The organism is Pseudobutyrivibrio ruminis CF1b (genome assembly GCF_000424005.1).
In the GTDB taxonomy this organism is placed as follows: Bacteria; Bacillota; Clostridia; order Lachnospirales; family Lachnospiraceae; genus Pseudobutyrivibrio; species Pseudobutyrivibrio ruminis_C.
Map to the genome: position 1 here is coordinate 60,097 of NZ_AUJB01000008.1, position 19,736 is coordinate 79,832.

General features: G+C 38.5%; 16 protein-coding genes and 1 tRNA gene. 16 read left to right on the forward strand and 1 reads right to left on the reverse strand.

The window, feature by feature from the left end:
- The first annotated feature begins 256 nt into the window (after positions 1-256).
- Positions 257-3,988, forward strand: coding sequence for a lipocalin-like domain-containing protein (locus tag G592_RS15430; protein ID WP_051194723.1), 3,732 nt, complete (start codon positions 257-259; stop codon positions 3,986-3,988).
- Positions 3,989-4,036: 48 nt separating this feature from the next.
- Here the strand turns inward: G592_RS15430 and G592_RS0102575 are convergent, their stop codons facing one another.
- On the reverse strand, positions 4,037-4,633 hold the full coding sequence (locus G592_RS0102575) for a 5' nucleotidase, NT5C type (RefSeq protein WP_028246430.1): 597 nt from the start codon (positions 4,631-4,633) through the stop codon (positions 4,037-4,039).
- Between the two features lie 421 nt (positions 4,634-5,054).
- On the opposite strand from G592_RS0102575, the gene G592_RS0102580 reads away from it, so the two are divergent.
- The 15 genes from G592_RS0102580 (at position 5,055) to G592_RS0102650 (ending at position 19,661) form a co-directional block, all read left to right on the forward strand.
- A tRNA-OTHER gene (locus G592_RS0102580) sits at positions 5,055-5,125 on the forward strand.
- 21 nt (positions 5,126-5,146) lie between these two features.
- Positions 5,147-5,290 carry a YezD family protein gene (locus tag G592_RS15435; RefSeq protein WP_036951617.1) on the forward strand — a complete coding sequence of 48 codons (144 nt, stop codon included), beginning with the start codon at positions 5,147-5,149 and terminating at the stop codon, positions 5,288-5,290.
- Between the two features lie 121 nt (positions 5,291-5,411).
- Positions 5,412-6,656, forward strand: coding sequence for a methionine adenosyltransferase (gene metK, locus G592_RS15440; RefSeq protein WP_051194724.1), 1,245 nt, complete (start codon positions 5,412-5,414; stop codon positions 6,654-6,656).
- Between the two features lie 17 nt (positions 6,657-6,673).
- Entirely contained in the window at positions 6,674-7,549 is an 876-nt protein-coding gene (locus tag G592_RS0102595) for an AAA family ATPase (protein ID WP_028246431.1), read from the forward strand.
- Positions 7,550-7,574: 25 nt separating this feature from the next.
- Entirely contained in the window at positions 7,575-8,969 is a 1,395-nt protein-coding gene (locus G592_RS0102600; RefSeq protein ID WP_028246432.1) for a nitrogenase component 1, read from the forward strand.
- Positions 8,970-10,406: a nitrogenase component 1 gene (locus G592_RS15445; protein ID WP_081660288.1), complete on the forward strand. Its 1,437-nt coding sequence runs from the start codon at positions 8,970-8,972 to the stop codon at positions 10,404-10,406. It abuts the gene before it with no gap.
- A gap of 28 nt (positions 10,407-10,434) precedes the next feature.
- Positions 10,435-11,703 carry a radical SAM protein gene (locus tag G592_RS0102610; RefSeq protein ID WP_028246433.1) on the forward strand — a complete coding sequence of 423 codons (1,269 nt, stop codon included), beginning with the start codon at positions 10,435-10,437 and terminating at the stop codon, positions 11,701-11,703.
- 65 nt (positions 11,704-11,768) lie between these two features.
- A complete protein-coding gene (locus tag G592_RS0102615) occupies positions 11,769-12,857 on the forward strand; it encodes an ABC transporter substrate-binding protein (RefSeq protein WP_028246434.1) in 1,089 nt (362 codons plus the stop codon).
- A gap of 9 nt (positions 12,858-12,866) precedes the next feature.
- The gene (locus G592_RS0102620) at positions 12,867-13,628 is read left to right on the forward strand and encodes an ABC transporter permease (RefSeq protein ID WP_028246435.1); all 762 of its coding nucleotides are present in this window, start codon (positions 12,867-12,869) and stop codon (positions 13,626-13,628) included.
- Positions 13,629-13,637: 9 nt separating this feature from the next.
- Positions 13,638-14,555, forward strand: a complete 918-nt coding sequence (locus G592_RS15450) for an ABC transporter ATP-binding protein (RefSeq protein WP_081660289.1) — start codon at positions 13,638-13,640, stop codon at positions 14,553-14,555.
- Positions 14,556-14,579: 24 nt separating this feature from the next.
- Positions 14,580-15,011 carry a pyridoxamine 5'-phosphate oxidase family protein gene (locus tag G592_RS15455; protein ID WP_051194725.1) on the forward strand — a complete coding sequence of 144 codons (432 nt, stop codon included), beginning with the start codon at positions 14,580-14,582 and terminating at the stop codon, positions 15,009-15,011.
- A 9-nt stretch (positions 15,012-15,020) separates the two neighbouring features.
- Entirely contained in the window at positions 15,021-15,734 is a 714-nt protein-coding gene (locus G592_RS0102635) for a 5'-methylthioadenosine/S-adenosylhomocysteine nucleosidase (protein WP_028246436.1), read from the forward strand.
- A complete protein-coding gene (locus G592_RS0102640) occupies positions 15,731-17,083 on the forward strand; it encodes an MATE family efflux transporter (RefSeq protein WP_028246437.1) in 1,353 nt (450 codons plus the stop codon). The genes G592_RS0102635 and G592_RS0102640 overlap by 4 nt, the downstream gene beginning before the upstream one ends.
- A gap of 152 nt (positions 17,084-17,235) precedes the next feature.
- Entirely contained in the window at positions 17,236-18,504 is a 1,269-nt protein-coding gene (locus G592_RS15460; protein ID WP_036951621.1) for a radical SAM protein, read from the forward strand.
- Positions 18,505-18,572: 68 nt separating this feature from the next.
- Positions 18,573-19,661: an ABC transporter substrate-binding protein gene (locus tag G592_RS0102650; protein WP_028246438.1), complete on the forward strand. Its 1,089-nt coding sequence runs from the start codon at positions 18,573-18,575 to the stop codon at positions 19,659-19,661.
- Positions 19,662-19,736: the final 75 nt, after the last annotated feature.

Genomic DNA, 19,736 nt, shown 5'->3' on the forward strand with positions numbered 1-19,736 from the left:
CTAAGAAAAAGATTAATTAAGGTCTGGCTTTTTGGCTAGGCCTTTATTTTTTCATAACCTTTTGAAAAAAGAATAGAGCAAAATAGATAAAAATTAGCAATAAAAATTAAAATATTTTAACAAATATCGTATAACAAGGCATATTTTTAACAAGCAATGTTGAAAAATTGTATAAAATGGGTTATAAAATTGACTTAGGAAATATAATATTAAAATAGTTTAGTATATGCTAAACTAAAAGGAGAAGGGGGAACAAATGAAGAAAATGAAAAAAGCCGTGGCATTGGGATTATCCATTGTTATGGCTACTTCAGGCGCGCAGCTAACTGGCCTAGGGGCAATGAAGGCAGAGGCTGCTTCAAACATTTCAAGAGTGTCAGTACATGATCCATCTATTTTTGCAGAAGATGGCAAATACTATGTATTTGGCTCACATATTGCTACAGCGTCTTCGGATGATTTAGTCAACTGGACACAGGTTTCGAGAGATTATCAGGATGTTAGCGGCAATGTAATTTATGGAAATTTAAGAGAAAATCTTGCAGAGTCATTTAAGTGGGCAGGATATGACGACGGCGACTGTGCTGGTGGAAATTATGCAGTTTGGGCTCCAGATGTAATCTACAATCCAGATTATGTTTGGGAAGATGGAAGCAAGGGAGCGTACATGCTTTATTACAGTGCTTCATCTACATGGCGCCGTTCTTGCATTGGCTATATGGTATCGAAGAGCTATGATGGTGGATACCAGTATGGTGGAACAGTAGTATATTCAGGCTTCACAAACACAGGAAGCGTAAATTACGATGGCAATAGCAAGAGAGATACAACCTATACTAATGACTATTTACCTTTTAATGATTTAATTGCAGATGGTGTAATTGATGGGGATGTATCCACATGGAAATGCTTTAATAAGGACGGTAGCTGGAACAATAATTATGCTCCAAATGCTATTGACCCAACTCTTTTCTTCGATGCCACAGGTGAGCATTTATATATGGTATATGGCTCATGGTCAGGTGGATTATTTATTTTAGAGCTTGATAAGACAACAGGTGAAGCAATCTATCCTGGAACAGATGGAGTAGAGGAAACAAGTGGTAATTATGTGGATAGATATTTTGGTGTTCATATTGCAGGTGGAAATCACCAGTCTGGCGAGGGTCCATACATTGAATACGATAAGAATACCGGCTATTACTACATGTACGAAACATATGGTGGACTTACAACAACTGGCGGATATAACATGCGTCTCTTCCGCTCTAAAAATGTTTTTGGTCCATATGTTGATCCAGCTGGAAATGAGGCCGGTGGAAGTGGTGTAAATTGCTATAAATATGGCGTAAAGCTGATTGGTAATTATCAGTTCTATGGACAGCCTGGATATAGAGCAGCTGGTCATAACTCAGCAATGATTACCGACGATGGAAAGTATTATCTTTTCTATCATCAGAGATTTTTGGATTCTTCTCGTGGTGAAGGCCATGAGGTTAGAGTTAGACAGCAGTTTTTAAATGAAGATGACTGGCTTGTAACAGCAGTATACGAAAATCGTAATGAGCAGATTCAGAAGTATACAAAGGACGATGTAGTTGGAAGCTATGAGTTTGTAAATCATGGAAATGCTGAAAAGGATGGCAGCATGATTTCTACTGAATCAGTTACTTTGAATGAAGATGGTACTATTTCAGGTGACAAAACAGGCTCTTGGACAATGGCAGATGCTGCTGATTATACCTATGTAACATTAAATATAGGTGATGCTACTTATAAGGGTGTTTTCTTTGAACAGACAAACGATAATGATGAAAAGACAATGACCTTTACAGCTATTGGAAATAATAATCTGGCTGTGTGGGGAAGCAAATATGAAGAGTCAGAAGACCTGGTGGTTGGCAAGGTTATCGATCAGCTGGCAGGGGTGCTTCCAGATACAACAAGAGAGAACATTTCTCTTCCAAAGACTCTTTCAGGTGCAACTATCACCTGGAGCTCGGATACACCAGCTGTACTATCAAACGAGGGTGTAGTATCAGTTCCATCAGTAGATACAAAGGTAAAGCTTACAGCAACAATTACCTGCGGTGCCGAGTCTAGGACTGCAGAGTATGAGATAATGGTATACGATGGCCCACATATTATTGCAGGATATGATTTTGAAAATGTAGATGGGACAAGTGTTTCAGCTACTGGTGCCTCAGTAGTAGGTGGAAATGCAACATTAATGGGAACAGCTTCTGTAATCAATGATGAGACTAGAGGGGAGGTCCTGAAAGTTGAGAATAGTGAAGGGAATAAGCAGGTTAATTATTTATCTTTGCCAAACGACCTATTCAAGGACATTGATAAGTCTGGCTACACTGTAAGCATGTGGGTAAATATTGATGCTTCTACCTGGGAGCACAGTGCTCTTTTTGAAGCAGATATGGTTTCAGGTGGTGCAGTTACAGGCAATTATCCTATGACAAGAATCGGTGCTAATCTGATAGGAAGAATCAATGCAAATGATTATTCTGACGCGGTTCCAGGAATTGCCTATGGAGAATTAACAGGTAAATGGCAGCTGGTAACATATACAGTGGATACAAAGGGTATCAAGGTTTATTTAAATGGTAACCAGATTGTATACGACAAGAAGGATATCTCTAATTGCTTCAGTGGCAAAAATGCAGCAATTCAGAATGCTAATCATATAATGGTTGGTGCAGGTGATATTTGGTCAGATGAGGATTGTAGAAATGCTTTATTTGATGATGTTCGTATATACGATACTGCACTGACAGCATCTGAGATAAGTAGTCTTTATGATGCAACATATATGGATAATAAAGAAGATGAGCCAAAAGAGCCAGAGCATAAGGTTAAGCCTATAGCAGAGGAGGAGCCTGATGCAGAGGGAATGACAAAGGTTTACATTAGACTAGAGGACGATGAGTTCTATGAGGAAGCAAATGTATATGCTGTAGACGCTGATGGAAATCCAGTAGGTTTTGGTGAGGAACCAGGAAAAGCAATGGCTCACATAGGAAATGGCTGGTATTCAGTAAACGTTCCAAATGAACTTTTAGCTGCAGAGAATGAGGAAGATTTAAAGGAGGAAATCAAAGAAGAAATCAAAGTAGAAAGCAAGGAAGAAAATAAGGAAGATTCTGAAGATGCTGAGCAGGAAATATTAGATGCTGAGAGTGAGGAAACAAAGTCTGAGGAAATTCCAACAGAGGAAACAATTCTTGATAAAGTGGAAGAGGTTCTTGAGGAATTAGTAGATGAAATAAAATCAGCATTTTCTCCAATGGAGGTAAAAGCAGCTGAGTCTAATATTTTTGCAGATGGAGTGATATTAAGTGTCAATAATGGTAAGGGCTACAGTATAGTAGGTGCAAATTCATTATTTACTATGGTAAGACCAAGTGCTGAAGAGCTTATGCAGGAGGAGTCAGAGGAACCTGCACATTCTGAGCCAGCTCCAGTACCACAGCCTGCAGCCGGCAATCAGACTGCTCAGCCAGCGCCATCTAATCAGAACAGCTCATCTAATCAGAGCAGCTCATCAAGCTCAAATAGCGCATCTACCGCAGTGTCAGCTCAGCCTGCAGCTAATAATACAGTTACAACAGTTGCAGAAGCTCAGGTGCCATTAGCAGGTGACACTAAGATTGCTAGTAACAAGGCAAACAAGGTAACTAAGACTAAAGCAACAAAGTCAACAACAGATACAACCGAAGAAAAACTCTCAGAAGAAGCAAACACAGAAGAGACAGAAGAAAATGATACTGCTGAAAACACAGAGGAAGCTTCAGTGGCTTCCGGGGAGTCAGAAAAGTCAGTAACAGAGGAAGCTATTGAGGATGAGGAGGTAGCAAAAGCTGCCCTTGAAGAGGAGATAAACTCAAATGGTTTTGGAATTGTCCCTATAGTAATAATAATCTTAATAGCCTTCGGTGGTGCTACAACAGCTTACTTACTTAGAAAAAATAAATAATCCCTCATGGAAAAAGGCACAGGTCGTTTGACCTGTGCCATTCCTGCTTTATTTCACTAATTCTCTAATAGTTTTCCAGTCTATACATCTGTGATAGTTATCATTTGGAAGTTCTGTATTGCGATTCCATGGGCGGTCAAAGACCATTACCTTTAGATCTGGTAAATGATCAAAAAATTTGAACGCAAGAGGTGAATCCTCTATAGCATAATCAAAGTGCATCTTATAATACTCTTCCAGCTTTAAGCTAAATTCACTGTCCTTGATAAAGCTGTCACGTCCATATTTATCGAGACAGTAGAGCTTTACTCGTTGAAGGTTATGTTCGTCAAGCCACTGACGTGAAGCCTCATAGGCGCTGTATGGCCTGCCTGTGATTATAGATACATTATGGCCTTCATCCAGCCACCTATTAATTGTTTCAGAAGCACCAGGTGTCTCCTCATAAGTTAAAAGCACTTCAGGAGTATGGGCCTTTATCATCATTTCCTGATACTGCTCCTCAGTCAATGAAAAGGACTTCTGTAAGTTGAAAAACTGTATATTCTCGTAAGGTACATCCGTATCAAACATTTCCTTCACAAGCCCTGAAAAGTGAAGGGCAGTCTCACAAAGACAATCGTCAAAATCTACGTAAATATTCATGTGCGTTCTCCATTTGTCAGTTTAATAGCATCACAATGATACCATAACATTCCATAGCTATAAACTCATTTTATAGCCGGCTCTAATTTTCTTTAGTAACTAGGAGTATTGACTTATATAGGGGGCGTCGCATATAATCCTATCAACCTAGTAAGTGAGTAGGAAATAAAAATACTTACAAAAATTATTTGAAAGGAACAGACTAAATGAGAACAACAATTTCTACAGCTATGATGAATACTTGTATGTGTAAGGCCTGCTGTCAGACTTCTATTTGTTGTACTTGTAAAACAGTCTGTATGAATAAAACTAAAAAAGATATAGGCAAAAGCAATAGGTTTTAAAATATCGTATATACGAATTGATTCTTTTAAGAAGACTTAAGACCAAAGCTTTTAGCTAAGGACCTTAAGTCTTTTTTGGTGTCATAGCCGCTGGAAAGGCATAGGCGAGGCATCGCTGAAGTTGGTGGTTCGAATCCATCTGGCACCAGTGAGGGTGAAAGGAGAGAAAATGGCAGAAGTAAAAGAAGTAACTGAAAATCAACTGGCAAAAATCAAAGATTACATCGAGTCCATAAAATATGGCTCCGTAAACATCATCATTCAGGATGGCAAAATCATCCAGATAGACAAAAGTGAAAAAATAAGGCTATAAAGAAAAGATTTAGAACTGACTAGACAACTAGAGGTTCAGGAACACGGTTTCATTCGCTGTGCTCTTGAGCCTCTTTTTTTCTATAAAAAACAAAAAAGAAACAAAAGGAGAAAAAAAGAACATGGGAAAGTTATTCACATCAGAATCAGTAACAGAAGGACATCCAGACAAAATTGCAGACCAAATTTCTGATGCAATCCTTGATGAGCTACTTGCTCAGGATCCATATTCTAGAGTCGCTGCTGAGACAACAGTGGCAACAGGACTAGCTCTTGTTGTAGGAGAGATTACAACAAAGGCTTATGTGGACATTGCAAAGGTTGCTAAGGAAACAATCAGAGAGATTGGTTATGTAAATAACGTTGATGGATATAATGCAGATTCAATTGCAGTACTTACATCAATTGATGAGCAGTCAGCAGATATTGCACTTGGAGTTGATAAGGCATTTGAATCAAAACAGGAAGGAGTGACGGAAGATTTTGGAACAGGAGCAGGTGACCAGGGAATCATTTTTGGATACGCGACCGATGAGACACCAGAATATTTACCACCAGCTATTTCGTTTGCTCATCGTCTTACTAGACAACTTACAAAGGTTCGAAAGGATGGAACACTTCCATACCTTAGACCAGATGGAAAATCACAGGTAACTGTGGAATTTGCAGAGGATGGACAGACTGTAAAGAGAGTACATACCATCGTAATTTCAACACAGCATGCAGAGGATGTAACTCTTGAGCAGATTCGTAAAGACGTAATTGAATACGTCATAAAGCCGGTAATTCCAGAAGAACTCCTAGACGAAAACACCATATATTATGTAAATCCAACTGGAAGATTTGTTATCGGTGGTCCACAGGGAGATGCAGGACTGACAGGACGTAAGATCATCGTGGATACCTATGGTGGCACAGGTCGTCACGGCGGCGGTGCTTTCTCAGGAAAGGATCCAACAAAGGTTGACCGTTCTGCAGCCTACGCAGCTCGCTGGGTGGCAAAGAATCTTGTGGCTGCAGGATTAGCTAAGAGACTTGAAGTAGAGCTTGCATACGCAATCGGCGTAGCAAAGCCAGTATCAATTGCCGTAGACACATTTGGAACAGGAGTGATTGATGATGAAAAAATTGTTGAAATTATTGAAAGAGTATTTGATCTCAGACCAGCAGCAATCATCGATGCCCTTAATCTTCGTAGGCCAATCTACAAGCAGACTGCTGCTTATGGACATTTCGGCAGGACCGATGTGGACTTACCTTGGGAGCATTTAGATAAGGTGGAGGAGATAAAGAGCTACCTTAATGAGATAAAAGTTGATTTGGCTGTTCAGTATATTTCTGAGGCAAAGGAAGCAGTACAAGCATAAGGAAGGTATAAGGAAAAATGGCAGAGAAAATCGGAAAACATATCGCTATCTATGGCAAGGGTGGAATTGGAAAATCTACAACAACATCAAATATTAGTGCAGCACTTGCAGAGGCTGGATATAGAGTAATTCAGATTGGATGTGATCCAAAGAGTGATTCAACAAACACACTTCGTGGAAATAACTACCTTCCAACTGTTCTTGATAGCTTAAGAGAAGGTAATAAAATCCATCTTGATGATATTTCTGTAAAGGGATTTGGCGGAGTACTCTGTATTGAATCAGGCGGACCAGTTCCAGGTGTTGGCTGTGCAGGACGAGGAATCAATGCAGCTGTAAATCTTCTTCAGGAGCTCAATCTTTTTGAAGAGTTCAAGCCAGACTACGTTCTTTATGATGTACTTGGCGACGTTGTATGTGGTGGTTTTGCAGTTCCAATCAGAGATGGAATTACGGACAGAGCTTACGTTGTATCATCTTCAGATTTCATGGCTTTATATGCTGCTAACAATCTTTTCAAGGCCATTAATAAATATGCCCCTACAGGTGGTGCAAAGCTTGGTGGTGTTATTGCAAATAGTATGAAGCCTGGATACCATCGTGAAATCGTAGAGGATTTTGTAGCAAAGACTGGTACAAGCATTGCAGGATACGTAAATCGTTCTATCGATGTACAGCAGTCAGAGCTTTATGGTAAGACTGTTATTGAGGCTAAGCCTAATAGTGCGCAGGCTGATATTTATAGAAATCTTGCCAAGTACATTGCGGAAAATGAGAATCTTGTGGTTCCTAATCCGCTTGGTTCTGCAGAGCTTAGAGACTGGGCAAGAAACTGGGGAGATCGTATTTACGATATTGAAAGCGGAGTGGTAGGCGTCGCAGAAGCAATTTAGTACCCCAGAAAGGAGAACGAGAAGTATGAGTTCTATAGATGATAGAAAAGCATTAACAAGAGAAAAACGTCTTAGCTCTCTTAGTCATTTTCATGGAACACTGGAAGGACTGATTGATGAAACCTCTGGAGAAGAGATAAAGCAGAGAATCAGAACCTTCTCACAAATACATGATGATGAAACTATCTATGCATTTGATGTTCTTTCAAAGATTGAGGATGCTGCGATTATAGTAAATGGCTCAGTGGGATGTGGTGCTCTTGGAATATCTCAGTCTAATGTAAAGGACTTTAGCTGGTACTCTACAAATCTTGTTGAGAGGGACACAATACTTGGCGGTGATGATAAGCTTAGAGAAGCTATTTTAAGAGCCTACGAAGAGAAGCATCCAAAGGTGATATTAATTATTGGTACACCGGTTGTAGCCATAAATAATGATGATATTAATTCGGTTATTTTGGAGCTTGAGGATGAGATAGGTATTCCTATTATAAGCATTTATACAGATGGTTTTAAGACCAAGACTCCAGTCACAGGCTACGATATCGTGACACACAGCTTGTTAAAATATCTGATTTCTAAAAATGTTGAGCTTAAGGATAACTTCATTAATATAATTTCATTTTCGGAAGACATCGAAGACGTGGCAGCTATAGCCGAAATTTTCCATGAGCTTGATATTAAATTCCAGGTGATTCCTAGATTCTCAAGCGTAGAGGAAATCAGAAGAGCATCAAGAGCGAGAGCCTCAGTTGTTCTTAATCCAGAAGAGGGAGACTATCTGGCAAGAGAGCTTGAGGAGCTTTACGAGATACCTTATATAGAGACAGAAGCGCCAATAGGATTTAGAGGAACAAAGAATTTTCTACTCAAGATTGCAGCATTCTTAAATATAGAACAGGAAGTTGTTGATTATATCGAGAAGGTAGAGTCTGAGCTTGCTCAGGCAGTTGTAAAGGATGTGCTTGGAGATAGAAAAATCTTCATAGACGCATCACTTAGCAGGGTGCCGGCATATGCAAGATTATTCACTAATTTAGGTGGAGAAGTGGTAGGTTTTTCATCACCATTTGTGGATTTAGAGAATAGAAAGCAGCTTAAAAGACTGGATTTTCTACAGAAAAACACAGTTGCAATCATTGGAAATGGCCAGCAGTTTGAAAAGGCAAATGAATTATCAAAAAATCAGATAGATATTTTCTTCAGTGAAAATTCAGGAAGTTCATTTGCTACGGATGAGGGCGCTGTAGTTATTTCTACAAAGAATAAGGTAACTTACGGCTTTAAGGGAGTTGAAGTTATTGTTAATTCAATCAGGAAGGTAATTGGTTTCCAAAATAAATACAGACAGAATAGCAGTTATAAGGATAGCTGGAAGAAACGAAGTGGAAACTGGTATGTAAAGCAGGAGGTAAGTTAGATGGCAAATATTATTAAGAATCCCAGAAATGGATGTGCCCTTCATGGAGCTTTACAGACAGTTCAGGAAATTCAGGGAGTAGTTCCTGTGGTTCATGCCAATGCAAGCTGTGGAGTAATCAATTATTTGGCCAATTCCAAAACATCAGGTGGAAATCCAAGATTTTCCGGCTATTCAACACCAGGAACAGCAGCTCAGGAACGTCATGTTATTTTCGGTGGAGCGTCACGACTTAGAGAGCAGATTAAAAACACAGTAAAGGTTGTTGATGGTTCTCTTTATATAATCCTCAATAGCTGTGAGTCAGCTATGGTAGGTGATGACGTAGATGCCATGACAAGAGAGATCGTTGAACAAGGCGAGCCAGTTGTAGATACATTGATAGCTGGATTCAACGGTAGTGCTTATTACGGATATGAACATGTGTTAGCTGACATTTTCAAATCAGTTTATGAGCTTAAAAAGAATGAAGGTGAAAAGAATCCACGTCTTGTAAATATATTCGGAATTATTCCCCAGAAGGATCCCTATTGGCAGGGGAATCTTGAGGAGATAACAAGAATTCTAAATGGTGTTGGATTGGAAACAAATATCTTCTTTGGTGCTGATGGGGGCACTGAGGATATAGAAAATGCAAGGAACGCTGCTCTTTCAATTACATTTGGAAGATGGGGGGAACTACCTGCAAAGGTATTGAATGAAAAATTTGAGATTCCAGTAATTCAAAGAGCAGCATTACCTATAAATGCTGATGATGAGAGAGCACTTATTGAAGGAATTGAAGAATATATCACTATCGATCAGGAGACAAAAGAGCACTTTTTAGAGAAGGAACAGAAATACGAGCTAAATTACTGGTCGAGAGTCAGAGATGAAATTATTGAGAATGATCTTGGAAGAACTGTAGCTATTGTTGGCGAAGAGGAGCATGTAATCAGATTAGGGAAGCTGGTTCAGGAGGTTTTTGGCGCAGAGGTAGTTGCAGCGGTATTAACAGATGCATTGAAAAAGGATGAAGAACATACTTTGGATAATGAAGAAGTTCTTAATTCTATAGCAAAGAACATTTATAAGACATCTGACCAGAAGGACATCAACGATATTATCAGACAGTCAAAGGCAGAATTGGTTATTGGAAGTTCTTTAGAACAGCATGTTGCTGATAAACATGGTATTCCACTTGTGGAAGCATCATATCCTGTTTATCACAAAACAATTCTTAATCATTCATCCATAGGTGTGCGAGGTATAGTTGGGGTTATTGCTGAATATATAACAGCAGTTAAGCAGGCTGATAAAGAAAAAGAAGAAAAACTTCAGAACAAGCTGAAGGAGTTAAAGGGACAAAATGTCTGGCTGGAGCATTCTTATAAGAAGAGTCACAACGTGAAGCAGGTCGGTCTGGTTTCACAGGGTACAGTTAGAGAATCTATTTAAACACGGTTAATTTAAAAGGAGGATTATTATGTCTAGGGCTATTACTAGAGAGGAATTATTTAAAGAGATTGAGTTGAGCAACATTATTGCAAATGAAGGTATATATATTTCACCAGAAGTAATCAGCACACTTGATTTTGAAAATCATGTTCAGGAGCAGATGAGAACATGCTTTGATATGAATCATGAGACTTACACAAAAACAAAGCTTCCTACTTCTATTCGTCTATCAAGTAACTTTAGATTAGGACTTCCTTATAGACATAATTCAAGATTTTCTGTTCAGCATGAAAATGGAAAGTATTATCTTTTAGAGGGAAACAATCAGATTGATGAAGTTACTTTTGTGGAAAAGCCAAAATTCTACAATCATAAAACTTCTGATGGTGTAGATATGAAGACCATCGCTAACGAGGTTGGTAAGACAAAGGTAACAGTTGCCTACAGTAACGAATGTGCTCTCAAGGATAAGGGACTTGACTGCAAATTCTGTAACATCAACGCAACTAAGAGCAGATTTGCGGATTTACAGGGAATCTCTTGGAAGACACCTTACCAGATTGCTGAGACATATGCTAAGGCCAGAGAGGAAGGCTATGAATCTATCACTATCACAGGTGGATTTGTTCCAGAGCGTCGTGAAGTAGAATACTATATTGATGTGGCTGAGACAATTCAGGATTTAACAGGTCTTCAGGACTTTGGTGGAACAGCCTGCGTAGGTGCACCTAGTGATCTTTCAGTAATCGAAAAATATAAGGAAGCAGGCTATAGGGCTATTTCTACTAACCTTGAGGTATGGGACGAGAACTTCTTCAAGACAATCTGCCCTGGTAAGGAACAGATTTGTGGTGGAAGACAGAATTGGATTAACGCGCTTAAGCATGAGGTTGAAGTATTCGGTAAAGGAAATGTTCGCTCATTTTTTGTTGCAGGTATTGAACCAAAATCTACACTTCTTGAAGGTATTGAATATCTTACAGAGCTTGGTGTAGTGGCAATTCCTCTTCATTGGATTCCAAATCCAGGTTCAGCACTTGAAGGACACAGAGCTCCAACTCCAGAGTGGTATTTGGATTTATATCAGAAGACATATACATTGCTCAAGAAGAATGGTCTTACTCATAGAGATTTGTATCATTCAGCAAACGTTGAGAATTCAATCTTTGATTACTTCTATGATTTAGATGGTGATCATCTTGATATTCCAAAGCACGAGGCTGACAGAGTTCACTTTGTTGGAGAAGATAGCACAGTAGATAATAGAGAAGAAGAATTAATAGAGAAAACAGCATAAGGCTGACCAGAAAACTGGAGGCTTCCTCAAAAAGAGGGAGCCTCTTTGCTTTACAGGAGGAAAATATGAAAAAGAATTACTTAAAGAAATTTTTGGCTATAACAGCAGCATTATCTATGACCGTAGGATTTGTAGGTTGTGGAAATGAAGGGGCTGATACTATAGAGGCTGGTTCAAAATTAAAGTCGGATGAGGAAACGAAAGTAGAAATCGATCCTGAAAATTTCAATATTGATGATGTAGGAGAATTTACTATCAGAGTAGGTGTGAATTCTGGTGACGGAAATCAATATCTAAAGATTTTAGATAATCACACAGGCTATCTGAAGGATAGAGGTATTAATCTTGAAACTACAGAGTTTGCAGCTGGTATTAATACAATTGATGCCATTACTACAGATCAATTAGATGTAGGTCTTTTTGCAGATTATGCAGGTGTAAATAGAATTGGAAATACTTTAGCAGATACACAGCTTAGAGCTTTTGCCACTATCAGAAAATCTAATGCATATAATCTTTATGTAAATCCAGATACTATTAAGGAGCCAAAGGATTTGGAAGGGCATACAGCAATCTCAATGGCAGGTGTTGTATTTGAATATGATTATGGAAAATTATTCGAAACCTATGATATTGATAAGTCAAAGGTAGAATTAGTAAACGTATCAAGTACACAGGAGGCAATTGCATTAGCTGCTACAAACGGAGCAGACAGTTTTTGGGTAAATGATCAGATTGCTCCTAAGTTTGAAGAGGTTGGTTGGAAGCCTCTTGTAAATATTTCTGATGTTGACGCAACTATGTATACATTCTTAGTAGCAAACAATTCATATTTGGAGGAGCACAAGGCAGAGGTTGCAAAGTTTTTAAAGGTTAGTGATGAAGCCTTTGATTATATTGATGAGAACCTTGATGAGTTTGCAGGCTGGGTTCAGGCTGATATAGGTCTTGATAAAGATTTGGTTATAAGAGGCTGGAAGGAAGCTACACATAATTACACATTCCCACAGGATGCTTATGAAGATCTGCTCAAGGTTGAAGACTGGTGTTATAAGAATGGTAATTTCCCAACAGAATACGATTTTACTGATTACATTAACACAGATGCCTTGGCTTTGGTTTCACCAGACGAGGTAACCTGGCAGGCAAAATAGGAGGTCCCTATGAAGAATATTACGAGAAAAATTATTAAAAGCGGAATCATTTCCTGGGCTGTACTATTTGTGATTTGGGGAATAGTGTCACTGTTTTACGCAGAATCATTTTTTCCAAGTCCAGTAGAGACTTTTGTAGGTTTTAAAGAAATCGTGCTAAATGGAAAGCTTTGGGAGGATATAAGTATTAGTGTTCAGCGTGTGCTTTTAGGCTGGAGTAGAGCACTACTAATTGGAATTCCTGTGGGACTGCTGATTGGTAGATTCAGAATTGTGAACTGGTTTATAGAGCCATTTATAAATTTCTTCAGATTTGTACCAGCTATTGGTTTTTTGACTCTCTTTCTGATGTGGTTTGGTGTAGGTGAAGAATCAAAACTGATTTTGATTACTTATGCATCTATTTTTCCAATCATTATAAACACAATAGCTGGTGTAAATACTATCAATCCAGTGAAGTATCAGGCAGCAGAGTCTCTCGGAGCAAATAGATTTCAGTCCTTTATCACTGTAACTGTTCCAGGAGCAGTACCTAGTATTTTGACAGGCGCAAGACTTGGTCTTAGTACAGCCATTATTTCCATTGTAGGAGCTGAAATGCTGGCAGCTAATAGTGGACTTGGTTACCTGGTTTATACATCACGACTTTATTACAGAACTGATTGGATTTTTGTAGGAATCGTAACTCTTGGTGTTTTAGGATTTTTTGCTGATAAATTTCTTAGATTTGTAGCAAAAAAATCACTTAAGCATTATGGCGTTACAGGATAGGAGGAGCTTATGTCTAATAATACTAAAATTAAAATTGAACATATCAGCAAAAAATATGATGTAGAGAACAAAGCTCTTTTATTCACAAAGGGTAACAGTGCGCATGATAATTTCGTGGGACATGAAACTGACTATGTGTTGAAGGATGTAAATCTGGAAATCCAGGAGGGAGAATTTCATATTTTCCTTGGAGCAAGTGGATGCGGTAAAACTACACTCTTAAATATTGTAGCAGGCTTTTTAAATAAGACAGAGGGTTCTGTAAAGCTTGATGGCAAAGAGATTTCTGGACCTGGCTCTGAGAGAGGTGTTGTTTTCCAAAATGCAGACTCAGCTATTTTCCCATGGCTTACAGTCCAGAAAAATGTAGAGTATGGACTGAGAATGCGTGGTGTGAAAAAGGACGAGAGAAAAAAGATTGCTTCAGATGCTATTGAGCTGGTAGGTCTTAAGGGACATGAGCACAAGTATCCGGATGAACTTTCAGGTGGTATGAAGCAAAGAGTCCAGATCGCCAGAAGTATTGCTGCAAACCCAGAGGTTCTTATTATGGATGAGCCATTTGGAGCTCTTGATGCACAGACAAGACGAACACTTCAGGACGAGCTTATTAACATTTGGAAAAAGACTGGAAAGACAATTCTTTTTGTTACTCACGATATAGCAGAAGCAGTTTATTTAGGTGAGAATATCAGTATTTTCTCGGTGGCTCCAGATGCAAGTATCGTTGATAAAATTACCGTTCCTTATAAGTATCCAAGAGATGTTAATGATCAAAGAGTAGGGGAGTTTATAAAATACACTACTGAGCAGCTTGAGAATGCTATAAGAGCATCAAAGGCAAAGCACGAAGGCTTACAGAAGGCAGAAAATGAGGAAGAAGCTGTTGAAAATGAAGTAGCAGAGGCTAATTCTGTAGCCGTATAAGGGAAGAGACAGGAGGATAATATTATGGCAAATTTTAAAGATATAAAGGATTATATTTATGAGAATAAGAGCTTGGTTCTTTCTACTGTAGATGAGGCAGGAAACCCGCAGCTTAGACATATTGGTGGATACAATATCGACGGCAAGGACATAGTTTTTCAAACAACAAAAAATACTGATAAGACAAAGGATATTGCTCACAACAATAATGTGGCTCTTTTATTTCAGCATGAGGGACAGCAGGCTCCAAAGAATGTAACCATTTATGGACGTGCGTTAGAGCTTGATGAGCTTGATGCAAAGAAGGCAGCCAGCCTTATTAAAGAGAGACGTCCGCAGCTCAATTATGATCCTCAGGTAAATGTGATTTTTAAAGTAGAGACGGAATCAGTAAAGGTTCTTGATTTTCAGGCAGACCCAAAGCAGGTAGTAGTTCCAGCAAGCCAGCTGGTATAAGGTGGTGGCATGAAAAAAGTATTGATTGTGAGTGCATTGCCTCAGGAGACAGAATTCATAGACGAATATTTGAGAGACAATACTGACTGGATTAAACAGGATGAGGGAGAATACGTAAATACGATAAAAGATATTTATGTTTATGTGAAGGTCTTAGGCGTAGGAAAAGTCAATGCTGCATTTCAAACAGCAGATGCAATAAATGATGTTAATCCGGACTTAATTGTCAATGTTGGTGTGGCAGGAGGCTTAGCTGATGATTTGGACAGAGGGTCATTAGCAATTGGTACAGATTATGTGCAGGTAGATATGAGAACATTGATACCAGAAAACAGTCCAGTTATTGATCCTACTCCAAGGTATCTTCTCGAGGGAATAATTCAGGTGGCAAAGGCTAGCGAGATTAGTTTCAAAGCAGGAAGGATTGCAACAGGTGATTTTGTTCTCTATGAGAGAAAAAAGAGAAGAGCTATAAAAAAGGAATTCAAGCCGATTGCATTTGATATGGAAACAGCTGCTGTAGCTCAGGTGGCAACTGCCAAGAAAATTGATTTTATTGGCATTAGAAGTTTTTCTGATATGGCAAATAAAAAGACCATTGGTTTATTAAGTAAGAAAAAGCAGATAGACAGTGCTGAGCTTAAATTAAGACGGGAGATGTTTAAACTTCCAGCAAAACTAGTTATTGATTATCTGGAACAGGAGGATGGTAAGACAGCATGAAAAGAGATATGACATCTGGAAATGTTACAGTTTCACTGCTGTATTTTATCATTCCCTTGACTCTTGGTAATATTCTGCAACAGCTGTACAACGCGGTGGATACCTATATCGTAGGGAGGTATGTAGGGAGCATGGCGTTGTCAGCTGTTGGCTCTGTAAGTAATCTTATTTTCATTTTTAACGCCATAGTGCTTGGCTTAAAGGCTGGAATTTCAGTTATCTGTTCCGAGAGCTATGGGCGAAGAGACGAAAAGGATTTCAATATCAGCAGAGAAGTAGGTTTTTTACTTATAGTAGCAACAGGAGTCATATGTACTGTAATTGGTATAACAAAGGCTACAAATATCATGGAATTTATAAAGGTTCCGGATGTGATTTTTCAGGATGCATATGGTTATTTAAGAATTATATTGATAGGTTATCCTTTTGTATTTCTCTTTAATTATGGCATTGCAATCACGCAGGCAATGGGAAATTCTAATATTACTTTTATCGCATTACTTTCAAGCACTATATGTAACATTTTACTTGATTTGGTATTGATTTGTATTTTTGGCTTAGGTGTAAACGGCGCTGCAATTGCTACTATAATTTCGCAGGCTCTTTCAATGATAATCGTATTTACGAATTTGATAGCTACCGTGCCGCGTTCAAAATTTTCTTTTGAAGCTGGTGTGGTATCAGAAAAGCTAAAGGACATTCTTAGAGTTTCATTTCCATCCATTTTGCAGCAGGGAATACTTTCCCTGGGAATCATTTTAGTATCAGCTCTAATAAATCAATGTGGTACAGCGATGATTGCAGGGGTATCCATTGGTGGAAAAATCGATGGAATAATATCGCTCCCGATTATTACCATTGCAGAGGCGTTGGCTGTATTTACAGCTCAAAATATTGGTGCAGGTAAACCAGAGAGAATAGAAGAAGGCGTAAAGGCAGCAATTAAGCTTTGTGTGATTATGGTAAGTTTCTATTCTGTACTGATTTATTATCAGGGTCGTGAAATAATAAAGCTTTTCTTAGATGAATATGATGAAGCCATCGTTTCCGAGGGAATGAATTATATGGTTTCCATTTTGATAATGATGGTATTTATGATTTTCTTTAGATGTTTTATAGGAGTATATACAGGTAAGAAGGAAATGAAATTTGTCCTTTTAGCCTTTACTTTAAATATTATCAGCAGAGTATCATTTGCCTATGCTACATTTCCAGAATTAGGAAAATGGTCAGTGTACATTGCTAATCCATTAAGTGTATTGGTGGGAGCTATAGTGATTATGAGCGTTTATGGAATACAAAAATATGGAGAGCATTTTCAGGTGAATGCAAAACTGGAAATTAATTAAGTGACAGGAGGATGTAGAAAAGATATCCTAGTTTCTTGATTTACAGATGAAAATAAAAAATACTGACTAGAAAACTAGAGGTTTAAAACAGGTTATAAAACCATGTTTTAAACCTCTTTTTTATATAAACAAACAGTAAAAGGAGGAGAACCATGTCAAGAGCAATAACAAGAGAAGAATTGTACAGGGAAATTGAGCTTGGTAACCAGATTTCAAGTGAGGGCATCTATATTAGTCCGGAAGTAATTGCAACACTTGATTTTGAAAATGAAATTCAGGAACAGGTGCGAACATGTTTTGATATGAATCATGAAACCTATACCAAGACAAAGCTGCCAACATCTGTAAGATTATCTAGCAATTTCAGAGTAGGGCTACCTTACAAACACAATTCGAGATTTTCTATTCAGCATGAGAATGGGAAATATTATCTTTTGGAAAAGGGCAATCAGCTTGATGAAATTACATTTGTTGAGAAGCCTAAATTTCACAATTTTAAAACATCAGATGGCATTCCAATGAAGACCATTGCTGCTGATGTTGGAAAATCCAAAATTTCTGTTGCCTACAGTAACGAGTGTGCATTAAAGGATAAGGGATTGGATTGTAAATTCTGCAACATTAACGCTACTAAGAGCCGTTTTGCAGATTTGCAGGGAATATCATGGAAAACACCTGTACAGATTGCGGAAACATATGCAAAGGCAAGAGAAGAAGGATATCAGGCTATTACCATTACAGGTGGATTTATTCCAGAGCGACGTGAGGTAGAGTATTACATCGATGTTGCTGAGGCTATTCAGGATTATACAGGTCTAAAGGAATTTGGAGGTGCAGCTTGTGTTGGTGCTCCAGCAGATTTATCTGTAATAGAGAAATATAAGGAAGCTGGTTACAGTGCAATTTCATCCAACATGGAGGTGTGGGATGAGAATATCTTCAAGACAATTTGCCCTGGCAAGGAACAAATCTGTGGCGGTAGACAAAATTGGATAAATGCCCTAAAGCATGAGGTTGAAGTATTTGGAAGAGGAAATGTTCGCTCATTCTTTGTGGCTGGAATTGAACCTAAATCAACACTACTTGAAGGTATTGAATATTTGACAGAACTTGGTGTTGTAGCAATTCCACTTCATTGGCTGCCTAATCCTGGCTCAGAGCTTGAGGGACATAGAGCTCCAGATCCAGACTGGTATTTAGATTTATATCAAAAGACATACACGCTTCTCAGAAAAAATGGAATCACTCATAGAGATTTATATAGCTCAGTTAATGGAGAAAACAGTATCTTTGATAACTTCTATGATTTGGATGGAGATCATCTTGATATTCCAAGGCATGAGGAGGACAGAGTTCACTTTGTGAATGAAGGCAATACGGTAGAGAATATAGACACCATTAAGGAAATAAAAACAGCATAGGCTGACCAAAAAGACTGGAGGCTTTCTTTTTTGAAAAGAAGGTCTCCTTTTATATTAGGAGGTATGGTATGAAAAAGAATTACTTGAAGAAAATACTTGCAGTGACAATGACTATTGCAATTAGTGCAGGATTTGCAGGTTGTGGCAACGAAGGTGTGGATACTATTGAGGCAGGTTCTGCTTTGAAAAATGAAGTGAATGAAGAAGCAAGCATTGATGCAGACTCATTTAATATAGATGATGTGGGCGAAATTACACTTAGGGTTGGAGTATGCTCAGGAGATCCTAATCAATATCTAAAAGTTTTAGATAATCATACTAATTTCTTAAAAGACAGGGGGATTAATTTAGAGACTACTGAATTTGCAGCAGGAATAAATACTATTGATGCTATTACAATCGACCAGCTGGATATAGGTAATTTTGCAGATTATGCGGGTATTAATAGAATTGGTAATACATTGGCTGATACAGATTTAAGAGCTTTTACTATGACAGGTATCAATAAAAATTTCGTTTTGTATGTCAATCCCGAGCACATAAAAACAGCCAAAGATTTAGAGGGGGCAGTTCTTATTTCACATGCAGGTGTTGTCGTTGAATACGATTATGGTAAATTGGCTGAGACATATGATTTGGATCCAGACAAACTGGAATATACAAATGTATCGAGTCCTCAGGAGGCACTTGCTCTTGCAATATCAAATTCAGGTGATGCTTATTGGGCTGGGAAACAGGTTCAACCAAAATTTGAAGAGGCTGGTTGGGTACCATTCACAAGTATAGTGGATGTAGGGGCTCCAATGTATGGCTTCCTTGTAGCAAATAATAAGTTCCTTGAGGAGCATAAGGCAGAGGTGGCAAAATATTTGGCAGTCAGTGAAGAAGGATTTGCATATATAACAGAACATTTAGATGAATTTGCAGGATGGGTAGAGGCAGACCTTGGTCTTAGAAAGGACTTAGTAATCTCGGGATGGCAGGAAAGCACCCATGATTATGGATTTCCGCAGGAGGCATATGAGGATTTGTACAGTGTTGAAGAATGGTGCTACAAAAATGGAAATTTCCCAACACAGTACGACCCAGCAGATTTCATCAACACCGATGCGCTAGCTTTATATAAGCCAGATGCTGTTACCTGGGAGAGAAAATAATATTAAAGTAGAATAATCGTTGAAACTATCAGCGAATTATCGCAAGAAGCCCTTGGAGGCCGCATACATTCGTTG